At 61.5% G+C, this 18,772-nt stretch carries 17 protein-coding genes; 2 read left to right on the forward strand and 15 right to left on the reverse strand.

The features are described from left to right. Positions 1 to 14: 14 nt before the first annotated feature. The 3 genes from OP496_RS11515 to OP496_RS11525 form a co-directional block, all read right to left on the reverse strand. Positions 15 to 905 carry an SMP-30/gluconolactonase/LRE family protein gene (locus OP496_RS11515; RefSeq protein ID WP_280563779.1) on the reverse strand — a complete coding sequence of 297 codons (891 nt, stop codon included), beginning with the start codon at positions 903 to 905 and terminating at the stop codon, positions 15 to 17. A 92-nt stretch (positions 906 to 997) separates the two neighbouring features. Then, positions 998 to 2,404, reverse strand: a complete 1,407-nt coding sequence (locus OP496_RS11520; protein WP_280563780.1) for a sugar porter family MFS transporter — start codon at positions 2,402 to 2,404, stop codon at positions 998 to 1,000. Between the two features lie 38 nt (positions 2,405 to 2,442). After that, complete coding sequence (locus tag OP496_RS11525; protein ID WP_280563781.1) at positions 2,443 to 3,180, reverse strand: SDR family oxidoreductase; 738 nt, start codon at positions 3,178 to 3,180, stop codon at positions 2,443 to 2,445. Positions 3,181 to 3,508: 328 nt separating this feature from the next. Between OP496_RS11525 and OP496_RS11530 the strand changes: the two genes are divergently transcribed. Then, positions 3,509 to 4,699 carry an ROK family transcriptional regulator gene (locus OP496_RS11530; protein WP_280563782.1) on the forward strand — a complete coding sequence of 397 codons (1,191 nt, stop codon included), beginning with the start codon at positions 3,509 to 3,511 and terminating at the stop codon, positions 4,697 to 4,699. 48 nt (positions 4,700 to 4,747) lie between these two features. Here OP496_RS11530 and OP496_RS11535 read toward each other — a convergent pair whose 3' ends face one another. The 8 genes from OP496_RS11535 to OP496_RS11570 form a co-directional block, all read right to left on the reverse strand. Further along, a complete protein-coding gene (locus OP496_RS11535) occupies positions 4,748 to 6,031 on the reverse strand; it encodes a TRAP transporter large permease (protein WP_280563783.1) in 1,284 nt (427 codons plus the stop codon). Positions 6,032 to 6,043: 12 nt separating this feature from the next. Continuing rightward, the gene (locus OP496_RS11540) at positions 6,044 to 6,511 is read right to left on the reverse strand and encodes a TRAP transporter small permease (RefSeq protein ID WP_280563784.1); all 468 of its coding nucleotides are present in this window, start codon (positions 6,509 to 6,511) and stop codon (positions 6,044 to 6,046) included. Positions 6,512 to 6,606: 95 nt separating this feature from the next. Beyond that, entirely contained in the window at positions 6,607 to 7,593 is a 987-nt protein-coding gene (locus tag OP496_RS11545) for a C4-dicarboxylate TRAP transporter substrate-binding protein (RefSeq protein ID WP_280563785.1), read from the reverse strand. Positions 7,594 to 7,631: 38 nt separating this feature from the next. After that, on the reverse strand, positions 7,632 to 8,768 hold the full coding sequence (locus OP496_RS11550) for a mannitol dehydrogenase (RefSeq protein ID WP_280563786.1): 1,137 nt from the start codon (positions 8,766 to 8,768) through the stop codon (positions 7,632 to 7,634). Next, positions 8,765 to 10,405 carry an altronate dehydratase family protein gene (locus tag OP496_RS11555; RefSeq protein ID WP_280563787.1) on the reverse strand — a complete coding sequence of 547 codons (1,641 nt, stop codon included), beginning with the start codon at positions 10,403 to 10,405 and terminating at the stop codon, positions 8,765 to 8,767. The genes OP496_RS11550 and OP496_RS11555 overlap by 4 nt, the downstream gene beginning before the upstream one ends. Then, positions 10,402 to 11,451, reverse strand: coding sequence for a zinc-binding alcohol dehydrogenase family protein (locus OP496_RS11560; protein WP_280563788.1), 1,050 nt, complete (start codon positions 11,449 to 11,451; stop codon positions 10,402 to 10,404). Before OP496_RS11560 ends, OP496_RS11555 begins: the two co-directional genes overlap by 4 nt. 218 nt (positions 11,452 to 11,669) lie before the next feature. Further along, positions 11,670 to 12,512 carry a fumarylacetoacetate hydrolase family protein gene (locus OP496_RS11565; RefSeq protein WP_280563789.1) on the reverse strand — a complete coding sequence of 281 codons (843 nt, stop codon included), beginning with the start codon at positions 12,510 to 12,512 and terminating at the stop codon, positions 11,670 to 11,672. A 150-nt stretch (positions 12,513 to 12,662) separates the two neighbouring features. Continuing rightward, positions 12,663 to 13,403: an SDR family oxidoreductase gene (locus OP496_RS11570; protein WP_280563790.1), complete on the reverse strand. Its 741-nt coding sequence runs from the start codon at positions 13,401 to 13,403 to the stop codon at positions 12,663 to 12,665. Between the two features lie 161 nt (positions 13,404 to 13,564). Between OP496_RS11570 and OP496_RS11575 the strand changes: the two genes are divergently transcribed. Further along, positions 13,565 to 14,320, forward strand: coding sequence for a FadR/GntR family transcriptional regulator (locus OP496_RS11575; RefSeq protein WP_280563791.1), 756 nt, complete (start codon positions 13,565 to 13,567; stop codon positions 14,318 to 14,320). 41 nt (positions 14,321 to 14,361) lie between these two features. Here OP496_RS11575 and OP496_RS11580 read toward each other — a convergent pair whose 3' ends face one another. From OP496_RS11580 to OP496_RS11595, 4 genes are all read right to left on the reverse strand, one after another. Then, positions 14,362 to 15,783 (reverse strand): FAD-binding oxidoreductase, encoded by a 1,422-nt coding sequence (locus tag OP496_RS11580; protein WP_280563792.1) that lies wholly within the window; start codon positions 15,781 to 15,783, stop codon positions 14,362 to 14,364. Between the two features lie 77 nt (positions 15,784 to 15,860). Beyond that, positions 15,861 to 17,117: a TRAP transporter large permease gene (locus OP496_RS11585; RefSeq protein ID WP_280563793.1), complete on the reverse strand. Its 1,257-nt coding sequence runs from the start codon at positions 17,115 to 17,117 to the stop codon at positions 15,861 to 15,863. Further along, the gene (locus OP496_RS11590; protein WP_280563794.1) at positions 17,114 to 17,596 is read right to left on the reverse strand and encodes a TRAP transporter small permease; all 483 of its coding nucleotides are present in this window, start codon (positions 17,594 to 17,596) and stop codon (positions 17,114 to 17,116) included. Before OP496_RS11590 ends, OP496_RS11585 begins: the two co-directional genes overlap by 4 nt. A 101-nt stretch (positions 17,597 to 17,697) precedes the next feature. Beyond that, entirely contained in the window at positions 17,698 to 18,768 is a 1,071-nt protein-coding gene (locus OP496_RS11595; protein ID WP_280563795.1) for a TRAP transporter substrate-binding protein, read from the reverse strand. Positions 18,769 to 18,772 lie beyond the last annotated feature (4 nt).

The following is an 18,772-nucleotide window of genomic DNA, read 5'->3' on the forward strand; positions in this document are numbered from 1 at the left end:
GAGAAGGGTTGGCGTCACGCCTGGGCGGCGAAAGCCGTTGCAGGCATGCCTTGTGCCTGAGTGTCGATGGCGAATAGCGCACCGGCCTCGGGTTGTGCCGCGAGCGCTGCGTCGTCGAGACCCTTGCTCGCGGTGGTGATGTACAAGGTGGAAAGGTCGGGGCCACCGAAGATGCAGCTTGTGATATTGGCGACGGGCATGGGGATTTCTTCGCGCAACTGGCCTTGGCTATCGAATATGCTGATACGCCAGCCGCCGAATTGGCAGACCCAGAGGTTGCCCTCGCGGTCGGTGGTCATGCCATCGGGGCAGCCCTGGTCCTGGGGAATGCGGATGAAGGGCTCGCGGTCCGAGAGATTGCCATGTCCATCAACGGCGAACCGATAGATGAGGCGTTCCAGCGTGTCGGTGTGGTAGAGCCAATCACCCTGAGGCGAGAATACCGGGCCGTTGGTGACGATATATCCGCTATCCTGGCGTTGGCAGTCGCCGTCGGGACGCACGCGATAGAGCGAGCCACTGGTGTGGCCCTCGTCGTCGTCCATGGTGCCGCACCATAGAGTGCCGCTGGCATCGACGACGGCATCGTTGAAGCGGTTGCCGGGGCGTTCGGGCTCGGGGGTGAGCCACTTTTCGAGCGTACCTTCGGGCAGTTGCAGACGGGCGATGGCGTGTCGTAGCGTGACGATGAACCCACCTTTTGCGTGACGATGCACGCTGGTGATTTCCTCATCGAACGACCACTGGCGCACGTGACCGTCGACTAGACACTGTAGTTGGTGGCCTTTGATATCCACCCAGTACAGCGCTTGTTCCGTCGCGTCCCATAACGGCCCTTCACCGAGAATATTCTGAGCCGGGTGCACGACATATGGTGTTGCGCGTGGGGCGATGAGTTTAGGCATGGTGCCCTCTCTAGATAATATGGCGCTAAAAACACAAAACCGGTGTCGGAGTTTCCTCCGACACCGGAATGATGGCAATTATGCGATGGCAATCATGCGTAAGCCATGTCTTCTAGCTCACGACCCTTCGTTTCGCGGACGAACTTGATGACGAAGAAGATCGAGATGACCGCGCAGATGGCGTAGAAGCTATAAGCGCCGGTCAGGCCGATGGAGGCGAGCATGATCGGGAAGGTCATGGTGATGGCGAAGTTGCTTACCCATTGGAACAGACCCGCGATGGCAAGTCCGGAACCACGTACCTGGTTGGGGAACATCTCGCCGAGCATGACCCACATGACCGGGCCCCAGGAGCTGTTGAAGAAGAACACATAGGCGTTGGCAGCGATCAGCGCGAGCACGCCGTTGCTATCCGATAGCTTCAGGCTGCCGTCGACCATCTCGGCGGTCGAAAACGCGTAGACGAGAATGGCGAGTGTGATGGCCATGCCGATGGAGCCACCCCATAGCAGCGGCTTACGTCCAATGCGATCGATCAAGGCGATGGCGCCGAGGCAGGCCGCAATACTCACCGCGCCACTGATGACGTTGATCAGCAAGGCATCGCCTTCGGAGAAGCCCACCGCTTGCCAAAGGACGGCACCATAGTAGAAGACGACGTTGATACCGACCAACTGCTGGAACACGGCCAGGCCGATCCCGACCCACACTAGGTTGATCACCTTGCCGGTCTTGGGATTGATCAAGTCGCTGAAACGCGGCTTGCGCTGCTGTGATAGCGATTCACGGATTTGAGCCAGGCGCTCCTTGGCGTCGCTTTCGTTGTAGATCATGTGCAGTACGTGCTCGGCACGCTCATCGCGACGCGCGCTGACCAGGTAGCGCGGGCTTTCCGGAATGAACAACAGCGCGACCAGGAAGATCGTCGCGGGGATCAGTTCCATCCAGAACATCCAGCGCCAGGCGGTAAAGCCAAACCACAACTCAGAAGTGGAAGAGCCTGCGGTATTGGCGAGCAGGTAGTTGTTGAGAAAAGAGAAGAAAAGCCCCGAGATGATGGCCACTTGCTGGATGGTAGCGAGACGCCCACGCAGGCGTGCGGGGGCGATTTCGCTGATATAAGCCGGTGCCATGACACTCGCGGCACCCACCGCCAGACCGCCGAGAATCCGATAGAAGACGAATTCCATCGACCCACCGGCAACACCTGAGCCCCAAGCACTGACGAGGAAGAAGACGGCGGCGACGATCAGCAGGGTGCGACGACCGTACTTATCGGCCAGGCCACCGGCAAAGAACGCCCCCACCGCACAACCCAGCAGCATGGAGGCGACATTGAAGCCGGTGCCGACGCTGTCGGAGTTGAATGAGGACTGCAGGCCATCGACGGTGCCATTGATGACCCCGCTGTCGAAGCCGAACAGGAAGCCGCCGATGGCGGCGACACAGCATGTTAAAAAGATAATCAGGGAACGTTGCGAATCGCTATACGTTGGCATGGTGTGCTCCGTTGTTGTTGGTACGGGGTTGCTTGGGCTTACAGCCAGCCGGCATCGACCCAGTAGTTGTGGGCGGTACAGGCAGCGGCATCATCCGAGGCCAGGAAAAGCGCCATCGCGGCCACGTGATGGGGGTGAATGCGTACCTTGAGCTTCTGCTCTTCGACGATCTGCGCCTCATCCTCGGGGCTATACCAACGCGATTGACGTGGCGTCTTGACGTTGCCGGGAATGATGCAGTTGACGCGGATGCCGTCGCTGCCCAGATCGCTCGCCAGTGCCCGGGTCAGACCTTCGATACCGGCCTTGGCGGTTTCGTAGAGCAGCATGTCGGACTGCCCCAGGTGCCAACTGATCGACCCCAGGTTGATGATCGCCCCTTGGCCTTGACGACGCATGGTGGACGCGACTTCACGAGCGGCGAGCACCATGTGGCGCAGATTGACGTTCATGCGGTCTTCCCAGTACTCGGGCGTGACATCTTCGAGCTTGTGGCGGTCGTCGTTGGCGGCGTTATTGATCAACACGTCGACGTGACCGATGTCGCTGAGCGTGTCGCGGAGCTGGTCGGGCTGAGTCAGGTCGCAGTGGTGGAAATGCGGCGCACCATTGCATTTCTCGACCAGTTCTTTCGCGAGCGCCTCGGCGACATCCAGGAAATGGACGTTTGCGCCCTGGTTGACGAAAGCCTCGACCAAGCCGGCGCCGATGCCGGAACCGCCACCGGTGATGACGACCGTCTTGTCCTTGAGGCTGGGGTAAATTGCGGAACTCATGCAGAACCTCTATCGCATTGGGATCGGGCTATCGCGGAGCGATCTTGCGTCACTTAGTTAATAGGTTTAACTAAGTGGATGATCGTTCAGAGAGCCGCTGATTTCCATGCGACCATGGTCATAGACTGGACTGAGAGAAGGTCATGGCTATCACGCGAAGGGGGCTTCCACGACAGTGCTGATGCCGTCTCGGTCGCGATCGAGGCGGGTACTTTTATGAGTACACTGGCGATGCATTGCCAATTTCATCGAGTCTCGTCGGCGGGGGGCGATAATTTGATATATTGCACAATTCGATCCGCATTTCAGCGAGGCACCTTGTATTGCCATGGTTAGTACCTTTGCCCCTCAAGCCGCCGGTGATCTCAATTTTCTCAAGAAGCTCAATCGTAGTTCGATTCTCGCGACCGTGCGCCGCTATCCCGGTGCGACACGTGCCGATATCGCGGCGCGTACGCAGTTGACCAAGGCCACCGTAGGAGGCGTGGTGCAAGCGCTTCTGGAGCGCGGCTGGCTGCGTGAGGGCGAGCTGCAGCCACGCGGCGGAGGGCGTCCGGGCCGGGCCCTGTATCTGGACGATGCCCATCATGTGCTCCTGGGGGCGGATATCGGCGTGAGGGGGCTGCGTATCGTGGCGTGCACGCTGGGCGGCGAGGTACTTCTGCAGCGTTCTGTCATCCAAGCGCCTACCACACCCGACGAGACGGCGGCACATTTGGCCGAACTGATACGTGCCATGCGGCACGATCCGCTGATTGCCGACCGTCATTGCCTGGGATTGGGCGTGACGGTACCGGGACCGGTCGCCCCGGAGCAGCCCATCCTGCGGCTTGCGCCCAATCTAGGATGGATCGATGTCGCTTTCCTTGAGGTGCTTCGCCCGCATCTGCCGGAGTTCGACGGTGCCTGGCTACTGGATAACGAAGCCAACGCCGCGGCCTTCGGCGAGTTCTACTTCCACGATGGCATCCCCCCCGAGTCCATCGTCTACATCAGCGCCGCCAGCGGTATCGGTAGCGGGATGGTCACGGGGGACAATTTCCCGCTGGTGCCGCGCGGCGGGCAGGGGCTGGTGGGCGAGATCGGCCATAGCATTGTGCAGCCGGGCGGCTTGTATTGCCATTGCGGCAACCGGGGATGCGCCGAGACGCTGGTCAGCGGCTGGGCGATTCGCGCCGCGTTGGGCATCGCCGATGACGAGAACCTCGAGGCAGCGATCATGGCGCGCGGCGACGATGCCGATGTCGGCATCACCTTGCGGCGCGCCGGCGAGGCTCTGGGGGTTCTCATGCTCAACCTTCATCACACGCTCAACCCCACCACGCTGGTGCTCGGTGGGTCGTTGATGCAGCTTGGCGAGCGGCTGATCGAGCCGGCACTGGCTTACTTCGAAGCGCACCAGAACGACCTGCTGCGGGGCACGCAGCGCGTCCCCGTCAAGGTCATCCACGACAGTACCTACACCGCCGCGCGGGGTGCCGCCGCCCAGGTCATGGCCAAGGCGGCGCTTGAAGCGTGAGGCGCGCCGTACCGGTGTTCAGATTGGTGTCAAGAAAAGAGCCTGTGTTCAGAAAATCAAGTTGGGCAGCGTCATGGAGACGGCAGGCACGAAGGTCACCATCAACAATATGCCGACTAGTAGCAGCCAATAAGGCATGATGGCGCGGATGAAGTCGGGCACCTTCACGCCGGTAATGCTGCAGGTGGTGAACATCACCGTCCCCAGGGGCGGGGTGATCGTACCGATGGACGCATTGAGGATGAAGATGATCCCGAAATGCACCGGGTCGATGCCGAACTGGGCCGCCACGGGCGCCAGCAGGGGCGAAAGCACGATGAGAATGGCGTTGCCTTCCAGGAACATGCCCAGTGTCAGCAGGATGACATTGGAGAGCAACAGGAATGCCACCGCGGTGCCCACCTGGGACGAGAGCAGCATGGCGATGTCCTGAGGGATGTGCTCCCAGGTCAGAAAGCGCGCGAATCCCGAGGCCACGGCGATGATGAACAGCACGTTGACCGAGGCGAACAGCGATTCCCGCGTCGCCACGGCGACGTTACCCACGCTCATTTCCTTGTAGACGAACATCCCCACGATCAAGGCGTACAGCACGGCCATGGCGCCGGCCTCGGTCGGCGTGAAAACGCCGACGCGAATGCCGCCGATGACCACGACAGGCAGCAGCAGGGCGATGATGCCGGCGCGCGTCACGCTGACCCATTCATGCCGCGAGACCCGCTCCTTGCGCGGCGGTTGATAGCCCAGCCGGCGGCACTGACGCGCTACCAGCAGCATCATGCACACCGCCATCAGGATCCCGGGCACCACGCCGGCCAGGAACAGGCGACCGATGGACACGTTATTGACGTAGCCATAGACGATCAGCGCGATCCCTGGCGGAATGGTCGAGGTCACCAGCGAGGAGGCGGCGGTGACGGCGGTGGAGAACGGTTTGGGGTAGCCGTTTGCCGTCATGCTGGGCACGAGCAGCTTGGCGTTCATGGCAGCGTCGGCGATGTTGGAGCCGGAGAGACCGCCCATGAAGGTGCTCAGCAGCACGTTGGCCTGAGCCAGTCCACCATGCAGGCGTCGGGTCATGAGTTCGGCCAGTTTCAGCAGGCGGTCGGTAATGCCGGAGTGGTTCATGAACACCCCCGCCATGATGAAAAACGGAATCGCCAGCAGCGAGATGGACTCCAGCCCCCCGGCCAGGCGCTGGATGAGCAGCATGGTGGGCTGGTCGGCGCCGAACAGGAAATACAAGAAGGTCGACAGGAACAGTGCGAAGGCGATGGGCGTGCCCAGCACGAAAAGAAGCAACAGCGCTGCGAGTGCTATGCCTACGGCCATGGGTAATATCCTTTAGGTATCGCGAGCCAGTCGGACGAGGCAGTGGTAGGCCATGACGACGGCACTGACCGGGATGGCGACGTGAATCCACATGTACGGGATCTGCAGCATGGGCGTGCTGCGAAAATTGGAGTAGGGCAGCAGTTGCAGTCCCCAGTAGCCGAGCACGATGGCGGCGATCAGCACCATGCCGACATTGAAGATACGCTCGTTCCAGCGGGCGAGCGACGCCGGGAGGTTCTCCGACAGCATGCCGATGAGCACGTGTTCGTTGCGCCGCACCAGGGCGCTGGCGCCGAGGAAGGTGGCCCATACCATCAGTAGCTGCAGGACCTCCTCGGTCCAGGCCAGCGGGGTGTTGAAGATATAACGCATGAAGATGTTGCTGATGGCGACGAGAAAGATCGCGAAGAGTGCTGTGCTGGCCAACACTTCATCGAGTCGCATGATGCGGTCGATCCAATGGAATACGCGTTTCATTTGAGACTCCTCGGTCACGGCAACTCACGGTGTTGCCGTCCGTGATACGCGTGCCGGCGCCACGAGTCTGTGTGGCGCCGGCGGCCGTTCAACGCTTATCCGTTGATGATCTGACGAACCTGCTCGTACAGGCCATCGCTCCACTGCGGGAAGGCAGCGGGAATCTGCTCTGCGGCACGTTCGCGGAATGGTTGCGTATCCACCTCGTGGACCTCGACGCCGGCATCCTTCAGTTTCTGCAGGGCGACGTCGCTTTCCTTTTCGACCAGTTCACGCAGGTGCGCGGCCATGTCTTGCCCGGTCTCGGTCAGGATTTGCCGGTTTTCCTCGCTGAGCTGGTCCCAGAACGTCTTGCCGGTGACGAACGGCGCCACGGTGTGCATGTGGCCGGTCAGGTTGAGGTGCTTGACGACTTCGTGGAACTTTCCGCCGAACAGCACCGGAGTGGGATTCTCGACCCCGTCGACCATGCCCTGGGCCAGCGCCGGATAGACGTCGCCTAGTGACATGGGGGTCGGCGTGGCGCCCATGGACCGCATGGCCTCGACGTACATCGGCGAGTTCTGCACGCGTACCTTCACGCCGTCGAGTTCCTCGGGCGTGGTGGCGGGTTCGCGCGAGAGCAGGTGGCGCGTGCCGTACACGGTGTTGGGGATGACGATGTGGTAACCGGCTTCCTCGACCTTCTGGCTCTGTTCGGCAAACCACTCGGAGTCGAAGACCTTGAGCTTGTCGTCGAAGCTGTCGGCCAGGTAGGGCGCGTCGAGCACCGACAGGTCGGGTACCGAGCTCATGAAGTTGCTGTAGGCGGTGATCGTGATGATCGGCGAGCCGAAGCGCGCCTGTTCCATGACGTCCGTCTCGGAGCCGAGCTGGCTGGCGGGGAACGCGCTGAGCGTGAGTTCACCGTCGCTGGCTTCCTCGACGTTTTCCGCCCATTCCTTGACGGCGACATCCACCGGCTCGCCTGGCTGGTTGCCGTAGGCGACGCGGATCTCCGTGGCGGCCTGAGCGAGATTCAAGCTACCGAGGCCGGCAATGGAGAGGCTGGTGGCGATGAGCGTGAGTTTCTTGAAACGCATTGTCGTGCTCCTTGTTTGTTGTCGGTCGTGCGGTCGGTTTACCGGGAATGCGTCGTGGATTGTGCGCTCGATATGGCGTCATCGAGCCGCGGCGTGGCGATGCCTCGTCGGCGTGCCGACTCGACCACGGGTTGCAGGCGTCGCTGGCACTTCGTGACGTGGTGCTGGGCGATGTCCTGCAGGGCGTGATCGAGATAAGGATTGGCGAAACGCTCCAGCGTCGCGTCGCGATAGGCCTCGAGCTCGGCACGCTCGAGGTGTTCCGCCAGCGTGGGCAGCACTTCGTCGTCGAGTACCTGGCGTAGCTCCGCTGCCCATTCCGGTGCTTCCATGGCTTCTCGCACGAAGCGGATGCCTGAGTGCGGCTCGCGTTGCCAACGGTGGACGAGATAGGTGTGCGCCAGGTTGAGAATATGCAGCTTGCGCATCTCGTAGGGAGCCAGGGACGTCACGCACTGCACATCGGGGTGTCGGCAGGGCAGTTCGAGCCCGGGTTGATCTTCGATGGCCCAGAGCGCGTAAGGCTCGGCAACGGCACCGACCGGCTCCAGTGCCGCTGAGACGATACGATCGACAAGGGTATTGGCCCATAGGCAGCGTGTGGTGAGCCAAGCGTTGAAGTCGGCATCCGTGTAGTCGCGATTCGCCAGTTCCAGCACCAGGGTCTTGAGTTGTTCGCCATTACGGCTGACTAGCTCGCAGGGCAGCACGGTGAGGCCATCGCGCCCCGCGTCGTAGCGCGCGTGCAGTAGCTTGGTGAGCTTGGCCGGGAAGCTTTGCGGCACGTCTGCCAGTGCACTGTCATCGTCGATTCGATAACCGCTGTCGCCGGTATTGGAGACCACGAAGCGGGCATGCTCGACGACGTGCCGCTGCAGTTCGGCCCACTGCTGGTCGGCGATCAGACAGCCGGCGACGCTGGTGATAGTTTCGCGGGCATCGATGTCGCGCCCGTCCCGGCGGCCGCGAATCGCCAGTGGGTAATGCCGGTGCGTGTCCAGGTCGCGGGCTTTTTGCTTGCCGGCCTCGCGCGGGGAGGTCTGTACCACGAGGATTTTGTCGCGCGTGTGCCCGGCTTCTCGCGAGGCATGCACGAACGCTGCGACATGCCCCAGCAAGAAACGACTGGTGCCGAATTGCACGATACCGGCGTCGGCGAGCGATGGCGCTGTCACAGAGAGACTCCACGTTTCCAGGGGATGAAATCGAGCTGCGAGAGGCGCATGGCCTTGGTGCGATAGCGCCCCGAGGCGGTATCGATGCACAGGTGCAGGAGTTCATCGGCGAGCTCGGCGATTTCCGCCTCGCCCCGGATGATGGGCCCGGCGTCGAAGTCGATGACATCGTGCATGCGCCGCGCGAGATCGCTGTTGCTGGCGAGCTTCAAGACTGGCGTGACGGGGTTGCCGGTGGGCGTGCCGAGCCCCGTGGTGAACATCACCAGATTGGCGCCGGAGCCGACGAGGGCGGTCGTGGACTCGACGTCGTTACCCGGCGAGCAGAGCAGGTTGAGGCCCTTGCGTACCTGGGGCTCGGTATAATCGAGCACGTCGACGATAGGGCTGTCGCCGCCTTTCTTGGCTGCGCCGGCAGACTTCATGGCGTCGGTGATCAGGCCGTCGCGAATGTTGCCGGGCGAGGGATTCATCGAGAAGTGTGCACCCACCGAGGCGGCGTGCCGCTGGTAGGCTTCCATGAGCTGCTGGAAGCGCGAGACTGTGTCTTCATCACGGCAGCGCGCCAGCAATTCATGCTCAACGCCGCATAGTTCGGGAAACTCGCTCAGGATGCCGCTGCCTCCCAAGGCCGCCAGTCGGTCGATGACGGCGCCGACCAGCGGGTTGGCCGAAAGCCCGGAGAAGCCGTCGGAGCCGCCGCATTCGACGCCGATGGTGAGCTCTGAAAGAGGAGCGGGACGCCGTTCGACGGTGTTGGCGGCCTTGAGACCGTCGAAGATGCTGCCCAGTGACTGGCGGATCAGCTCGGGCTCCGTGTCGGTAGCCTGCTGCTCGAAATAGTGGACCGGGCGCAGCCCCTCGGGATCGCGCTTGGCCACTGCCGATTTGAGCATCTCGATCTGGGCCTTCTGGCATCCGAGACTGAGGACCGTGGCGCCGGCCACGTTGGGATGGCAAATGTAGCCGGCGAGCAATTGGCAAAGCGACTGGGCGTCATCGTCGGTGCCGCCGCAGCCCAGCGTGTGAGTCAGAAAGCGCACGCCGTCGACGTTGGGAAACAGCGATGCGTCGGGTTTTGGGGCCGGGGCTGCCTGCGTGTCGCCGTGGAGCATGCGGCGGGCCATGTGCTTGTAATCCCGGTAGGGGTCGTCGCCGATGGCATCCTCGACGCACTGGCGTAGCACCTCGATGTTGCGGTTCTCGCAGAAGACCAGGGGGATGACCAGCCAGTGGTTGGCGGTGCCCACGCGGCCGTCGGGACGGTGATAACCAGCGAAGGTCTGCTCGGTGAAGGCACTGACATCGGGGGCATCCCAATGTGCTCGGTGGCCTTGAGGCCTGGCATTGGTGGTGGAATGCTCGACGTTGGACGTGGTGATGGCGGCGCCTGCGGCGATGGGCTCAACGACACGCCCCACGGTCACGCCATACATCACGATGAGTTCATCGGGTTGCATGGCGTGCAATGTGAACTTGTGCTTGTGCTGTACGGCTTCGGACAGCCGCAGTCGAGGGCCGTTGTCGTCGATCTCCATGCCTTCGGGCAGGTCGCGCAGTGCCACACGCACGTTGTCGTCGGCATGGACACGTAGACTGGGCTGCTGAAGCTGGTCGGAGGCAATGGTCTGGGTCATGCCGTGTGTCCTCCCTGAGCGGTGGCATCATCGAACGTCACCATTGCCTTGATGACGCCGGTCGCTGGTTCACACCACTGCGGCATCAACGAGGGCAGGTCGGTATAATGGCCGCGATGGGTGATCATCGCCGTCGACTGCATGCGGCCTTCTTCCATCAAGCGGGCCACTGTCTCGAAGTCTTCACGCGTGGCATTGCGACTGCCCAGCAGGCTGAGCTCACGCTTGTGGAAGTCGGGGTCGTTGAAAGTGATGTCGGCCTTGACCACGCTCACCAGCACGTAGCGCCCGCCATGGCCGGCGAAATCGAAGCCGCGATTCATGGCCTTGGGGTTGCCCGTGGCATCGAACACGACATCGGCCAGGGCACCGTCATTGTGGCGTTCGATGGCAGCTTCCACGTCGTCATCCAGCGCATGTAGCACGCCATCCACGCCTAAAGTGTCGCGACAGAAGGCCAAGCGGTCGCGGTTGGTATCCACCACCAGCACCCGCGCGCCACGGCTCTGGGCGATCTGCACGATGCCGATGCCGATCGGCCCCGCGCCCGCCACGACGGCCAGCTCGTCGGACTCGGTACCGCTACGACGCACGGCATGCGCACCGATGGACAGGCACTCGACCAACGCCAGTTGCTCGGCGTCGAGGGTGCTCGAGGTGACCAGGTGATCCACGGGCACGCTGAGGTACTCCGCCATGCCGCCATCGCGATGCACGCCGATGACCTGCATGTGCTGGCAGCAGTTGGTCTTGCCCTGATGGCAGGCACGGCATTCACCGCAATGTAGATAAGGAATGACATAAGCGCTGTGGCCGATGAGCGCTTCATCGACGCCTTCCCCGACACCGACGATGTCACCGGACAGCTCGTGGCCCAGTACGCGGGGATAGGTGAAATAGGGCTGATTGCCGCCGTAGGCATGAATGTCGGTACCGCAAATACCCACGCGCCGAATCTTGAGCATGGCCTCACCCGGCGCGCATTGCGGATCGGGCACATCGCGCAATTCCATATCTTGAGGCTGTGCGCAGACGATTGTGTGCATAGGACTTCCTTCGTACATCGCCAGGCAAGATGGTCAGGCCAGTCGCCCAGCGGTATTTTGATCTAGAGGTCAGGCCAATTGGCTAACAAGATGCCCAAGCGAGGGACCTGACTTCAAGCGTTTTAGTGGTCACGAGGCCTAGACATAGGTCGTGGTCGTCTTTGGTCTAACGTCACGCCATGAAGGTTGAGGCCGCCGCATGGCGGCCTCTGGCACAATCAAGCTTGCTTGGTACGTTGAGACTGTTCGCCGAGTCCTTCGATGCCCAGACGCATGGTCTGTCCGGACTTGAGGAAGACCTGAGGTTTCTGGCCAGCGCCCACGCCGGGAGGCGTGCCGGTGGAAATGACATCGCCGGGCTGCAAGCTCATGAAGCGGCTCAGGTACGCCACCAGATAGGAGATCTGGTAGACCATGGTGCGGCTGTTGCCGTCCTGGTAGCGCTTGCCGTCGACGTCCAACCACATGTCGAGCGATTGGGGATCGGCGATCTCGTCGCGGGTGACCAGCCACGGGCCGAGTGGGCCGAAGGTGTCGCAGCCCTTGCCCTTGTCCCAGCTACCGCTGCGCTCGAGCTGGAATTCCCGCTCGGAGATGTCGTTGACCACGCAGTAGCCGGCGACGTGATGCATGGCGTCGGCCTCGTCGATGTAGCGTCCGCCCTTGCCGATGACGACGCCCAGCTCGACCTCCCAGTCGGTCTTGCGCGAGTCGCGGGGGATCTCCACGTCATCGTTGGGTCCGCAGATGGCACTGGTCCATTTGTTGAAAACGACCGGCTCCGGCGGCACCTCGGCGCCGGTTTCGGCGGCGTGGTCCGAGTAGTTGAGGCCGATGCAGATGAACTTGCCGACCTGACTCACGCAGGGGCCCAGACGCGTCCCCTCCGGAACCTCCGGCAGGCTTTGGGGATCGGCTTGTGCGATGCTGGCCAGGGCAGTGTCGTCGAGCGACTCGCCGGCGACGTCCTTGATCAGCGACGAGAGGTCGCGGATCTTGCCGTCGGCGTCCAGCAGGCCGGGCTTTTCCTGGCCCTGAGGGCCGAAGCGTAGCAGTTTCATGCGATTTCCTTTCATGGGTTCGTGGGTGAGTCGGATATGGTGACGAGCTACGAGCTACGAGCTACGAGCTACGAGCTACGAGCATCGCGCCGGTTTCGGGGCGCGGTAAACGATAGCTACGAGCACCGCGCCGGTTTCGGGGCGCGGTAGTCAGTTGGCCCAGCCGCCGTCGATCAACTGCGCGGTGCCGGTGATGAACGCTGCTTCGTCCGAGGCGAGAAAAGTCGCCAGTGCGGCGATTTCTTCCGGTCTTCCGAGCCGGCCCATGGGCTGGCGATCGATGAACTCCTGCAAAACCGCCGCCTTATCACGCCCTTGTTGCTGGGCCTGGGCCTCGATGCGCTGATGCAGCGAGGGCGACTCGACGGTGCCGGGACAGATGGCGTTGCAGCGGATGCCTTGTGTCATGTAATCGGCGGCTACCGACTTGGTCAAGCCGATGACGGCAGCCTTGGTGGTGCCGTAGGCAAAGCGGTTGGGGATGCCTTTGATGCTCGATGCCAGCGAGGCCATGTTGACGATACTGCCACCGCCTCGATTGAGCATTCCAGGGAGGAAGGCCTGAATCATATGGAACATGGCGGTCACGTTGAGGCCGAAGCTTCGCTCCCAGGTCGTGTCATCGCATTCCAGGATCGAGCCGCCCGGTACCATGCCGGCGCAGTTGAATAGAATATCGAGCTCGCCCAGTTCATGTGCCAGCGTGTCGATTTCAGCGCGTTGCGTGACATCCAGCCGATACACTTTGGCCTCCGTGAGGTCGGCGAGCAGGCGGGTATCGATATCGGTAGCGATGACGTTGGCGCCTTCCGCGAGGAAGCGCTCTACCGTGGCGCGACCGATGCCTTGGCCTGCGGCGGTAACCAGTGCCGTCTTGTCTTGAAGTCTCATGGTGTGGCGAATCCCTGCTGAACGTGGGAACATGACGCGGCCAGCCATTCGAAGATCCAGAGGCCTGACCAATGATTGGGCCATCATCTACTGGGCTAGGTCTCGGCGGCAAGTCAATTGCCATCAACTTTAGTCGCAACGCGGTGTGGAGAGACGATGCGATGCCGATTCAAACCATTCGCTCACAACGCCTGTACCGGCAGATCGCCGACCAGTTGCAGCAACTGATTCGCGATGGCGAGTTTCCCCCGGGGTCACTACTACCGCCCGAGCGGGATCTGGCACAGCAATTGGGTGTCAGCCGAGCGTCGGTGCGTGAGGCGCTGATCGCCCTGGAAGTCGTGGGCATCGTCGAGGTTCGTGTGGGGCATGGCGTATTGGTAAAGGAAGTCGATGCCATGCCGCCGGGCTCGGTGATGCAGGCCGCGGCGCGCAAGGAGCCGTGGGCGCTCGACCCTGAGTTCGCCAGTGAGATCGAGCTCAATCTCGACGAGGAGATACCGCCGTTTTCGCTGTTGCAGGCGCGGCGTTATCTGGAGCCGGAGAACGCGGCCCTGGCGGCGATGAATGCCACGGACGAGGATCTCAGCACCATACGCGCGGCGCTGGAGCGCAACATCTACGACAACAATAACGGCGGGGGCAACCTGGCGGGGGACCGGTTGTTGCACATCCGCATCGCCGAAGCCTCGGGCAACGCGGCCTATGCGCTGTGGATCAAGCACCTGCTGGGCCACCAGTACGGGGTCATGTTCCGGCGTTTGCAGGAATTGTTCATGGAGACCGGCATGCCGCAGCGCTCGCAGGAAGATCACGAGCGCCTGGTAGCGGCGATCGAGGCGCGCGACCCCGCAACGGCGAGGCAGGCCATGGAAGTCCACCTCGATCATGTGTTGCGGGTGTTTTTCGCAGAGTAGCTAACACGCCTCTCTAGGCCTCGTCTGGGCAGTGCCTAAGACTAACGCGGCAGGATGCGGCCGGCAGCCATCAGGCCCTCTGGGTCGAAGAGGTGTTTGAGACCTTTCAAGAGCGTGTATTCGGTCTCGCCCAAATCCTCGAGGAAAGGCACCTGCTTGACGCGCCCGATGCCGTGTTCGGCGCTAATGCTCCCATGGTGGGCGTCGACGAGATCGAACAAGATCTCTTCCAGCTCATGTAACAGGATCTTCTTGGCCTTGAGATCGAGATTCGCGGGTGGCAGCAGGTTGAAGTGCAGGTTGCCATCGCCGATGTGGCCGTAGGCGATGACTTGTGTCTCCGGCGAATGCTGGACCATGGCGTGATGGGCCGCGTCGCAGAACGCCGTCAACGACGAAATGGGCAACGAGATATCGGTGCGCAGGTGTTCGCCGCGCATCTGCTGGCCTTCCAGCATGCTTTCACGAATCTGCCAAAGCTGCGCTGCCTGCGTTTCGCTGCTGGCGAGTACGCCATCCAGCACATTCCCTTGCTCCGAGCCCGTCTCGAAGAGATGCTCGATCATCGTATCGAGATCCGCCGGGCCGCTGGCCGAGACTTCCATCAAGACATAGACCGGATGCGCCTCGTCCAGTGGGTCGGGCAGGTCGGGAGCCGCGTCGAAGGCCAGTTCCATGCACACGCGGGGAATCAACTCGAACGCCGACAGCAGGTCGCAACAGCTACGACGTGCCTGGGCGTAAAGCGCCAATACCGACGCAATATCGGGCACGGCGATCAGCGCGGTGCGGCTGGTCTGCGGTCGGGGTGCGAGTTTGAGTACGGCGCCAGTGACGATGCCCAGCGTGCCTTCGGCACCGATGAACAACTGCTTCAGATCGTAACCGCGGTTGTCCTTGTGCAGGGCATGCATGCCGTTCCAGAGGCGGCCATCAGGTAGCACGACTTCCAGCCCCAACACCAGCTGGCGCATCATGCCGTAGCGCAATACGTTGAGCCCACCGGCGTTGGTGGAGACGTTACCGCCTATCTGGCAGCTCCCTTGTGCGCCCAGGGCGAGCGGGAAGTAGCAATCCGCCTCTTCGGCGGCATCCTTGACGTTTTGCAGGATGCAGCCGCTGTCCACGCTCATGCTGAAATTGATGGGATCGAGATGACGAATCCGGTTCAGCCGCTCGAGACTAATCATCAGTTCGCCGCGCTCAGGATCGGGCTGCGCGCCGCCGACGAGGCCTGAATGGCCCCCCTGCGCCACCATGGGAATCTGGTGGCGATGACAGAACGCGACGATGTCGGCGACCTGTTCGGGGGTACCGGGGCGGGCGATCATCCAGGGATCGCCGCCTTTGTCGCCGGCCCAGTCGGTGGTATAGCGAGCAAATTCCGCGGGGTCGTCGATGACCCCGCTGCTACCCAGCAAGTCGCTGAGAAAGCGATGCAGTTCTGCCGTGGCGATGGGCATGGTAATTCCTTGCTCTACTGTCATGTCACTTGTACCAGAGCACTATTGTTACAAGAACGCTACTTACTACCAGAACGCTATTTATACCAAAGCACCAGGCCAGGGAAGGCCAGGAACGCAAGGAGCAAGGCGATCAGCGTGAAGTAGTAGGGCAGCAGACTCTTGACCAGGTCTTCGAGCTTGACCTTGCCGACCCCGCAGCCGACATAGAGCACGGTACCCACGGGGGGCGTGATCAGGCCGATACCGAGTACGAACGACATCAGGACGCCGAAGTAGACGGGATCGATACCGAGCTTGACGACCACGGGGGTCATCAGCGGTGCCAGAATGACCATCGCCGGTGTGAGGTCCATGAAGAAGCCCACGACCAGCAGGAACAGCGTCAGAACGCCCAGAATGAAGTACTTGTTCTGGGAGAGCTCCGAGAGCATGACGACGATCTGCTGTGGAATCAGGTTGGCAGTCAATAGCCAGGCCAGGACGCTGGCAAACGCCAGCAACAGCAGGACTACTCCGGTCAGGCGGCCGGTGGAAACGCACAAGGAAAAGAAGCCCTTCAAGGTGAGGCTGCGATACACGAACATCGACACCGCCAGCGCATACAGCAGGGCGATCGCCGCGCTTTCGGTAGGTGTGAAAACGCCGCTCAAGATCCCGCCGACGATGATGATCGGCAGCAGCAATGCGAGTACCGAGTCCTTGAGGGCGGCGATCAACTCCTGGAAGTCGAATGGCTGGGCCGAGCCGGTTTTCTTGGACTGGAAGTACGTTGCCAGGGCGAGGCCTACGGTGATTAGGATCCCCGGTACGATACCGGCCATGAAGAGTTGCGAAATCGAAGTGCCGGTCACGACCCCGAAGAGAATCATCGGAATCGACGGCGGAATGATGATGCCGACCACCGAGGCAGCCACGACGATGGCGGTGGCGCGCGGCCCCGAATAGCCATGCTGCTTCATCGGGTTGATCATCATGCTGCCCACCGCGGAGGAGTCCGCCACGGCGGAGCCGCTGATGCCACCGAAGAACATCGATGTCAGGACGGTTACCTGGCCCAGTCCACCGGCGACGAAGCCGACCATGGCGCTGGCCAGGCGTACCAGACGCTTGGCGATGCCGCCGGAGCTCATGACCTCGCCGACGAGAATGAACAACGGGATGGCGAGCAAGGGAAACGAGTTGAGACCATTGACTGCTTCCGATACCAGCGAGGAGAGGCCGTAGTTGGCGAAGTGAAAGATGAACAGGCAGATCGCGGCCAGACCAAACGAGATCGGCATGCCGATCACGATGCAGACGCATAGCCCCAAGAGAATGCTCCACAGGATCATGCTGCACCTCGCTTGAAGACTTTGTAGAGAAAAATGGTGTTACCGATGATGGTGAGTATTGCCATGACCACCATCGCGCTATAGAGAACGGTCTTGGAAATGCCCAGGAAGGGGGTCGTGCCCACATAGCCTGAAATGATGTTGTTGAAACCGAGGAAGATGCTGATGCAAACGGCATAGATGATCGCTGCTGCAAGCAAGGCGAAGAACTTCTGCAGCATAGGAGGCGCCTTGTCCTTGAATAAGGTCACGGCGACGTGTTCGTTGGCTAGACTGGCGATGCCCGCGCCGAGTAGCACCATCCAGATGAAGAACAAGCGTGAAATTTCCGATGCCCAGGCAAAGGAGTAGCTGAATATGAAGCGCCCAAAGACGTTCATCGAGACGGTAACGACCACGCCAATGACGAGGAGCCCGATGATGACGTCCAATCCGCTTATCAGCTTGTTCAAGTAGGCGTTACCCGAACGTGACTTCATGAAGCCTCCAGGGAGGGGGTGCTGAGCTTGTTAGTGCCTAAAGCAGGGAAGAGCGTGGCCGACCTTCCCTGCGTACGTGTGCTACTGAGGATGTGTGGAGCTTATTCTTGCTCTTGTTCCTGCTGCACCTGCTCGCGGATATCGTCGATCAGCTCGCCGCCGATCTCGTCGCGCCAATCTTCATAGACCGGCTCCAGCGCGTCCTGGAAGACCTTGACTTGCTCGGGGCTCAGCTCGGTGATCTGCATGCCGGAATCTTTCAGATCTTTCTTGATCTGATCGTTCAGCGTACGGCTGACGTCACGCTGATAATCGCCCATCTTGGTGGCCGCGTCGCGCAGAAGGTGCTGATAGTCTTCCGGCAGACGGTCCCAGAAGCGAGCGGAGACCAGGGTGATAAACGGCGTGTAGACGTGGTTGGTTTCGGTGGCGTAGTCCTGCACTTCGTTGAACTTGGACGACTTGATGGTGATCCAGGGGTTTTCCTGGCCATCGACGACACCTTGCTCAAGCGCCGTGAACAGTTCCGCGAAAGACATCGGCGTGGGGTTGGCGCCCAGTGTCCGCCAGATATCCAGGTGGAGATCGTTTTCCATGGTACGGATCTTCAGGCCATCGAGATCTGCCGGCTTTTCGACGGGATGCTGGCTGTTGGTCAACTGGCGATAGCCATTCTCGCCCCAACCGATGGCGACCAGGCCCTGAGAGGACGCATCTTCGAGCATCTGCTGGCCGATCTCGCCATCGAGCACGGCATCCGCCATTTCCGGCTCGGGGAACAGGAACGGCAGGTCGAAGACAGCGAACTGCGGGAACATGTTCACCAGCGGTGAGGTGGACGGCATGGTCATTTCCAGTGTGCCCGCCTGCAGTGCGCTGGTGGCTTCGCGGTCATCACCCAGCTGTGCACCGGGGAATAGATTCACCTGGATGTGCCCGTCACTGCGTTGTTCGACGATCTTCTCGAAGTACTGAAGGCCGCGATATTGCGCGCCGGATTCCGTGGTACCGATGCTGAACTTGATCTTGAAGTCGCCATCGGCTTGAACCTTGTCGCCTTTGACGTCGGGCAGCGGGGGCATTTCGGTTGCCGCCGAGGCGCTCAGAGCGGTCAAGCCGAGAAAGGCGCCGCCGACGACCGAAACAAGGCGTGTCGTTGTGGTTGTTGTCATCTCG

The organism is Chromohalobacter sp. 48-RD10 (assembly GCF_029889785.1).
Classification (GTDB): Bacteria; Pseudomonadota; Gammaproteobacteria; order Pseudomonadales; family Halomonadaceae; genus Chromohalobacter.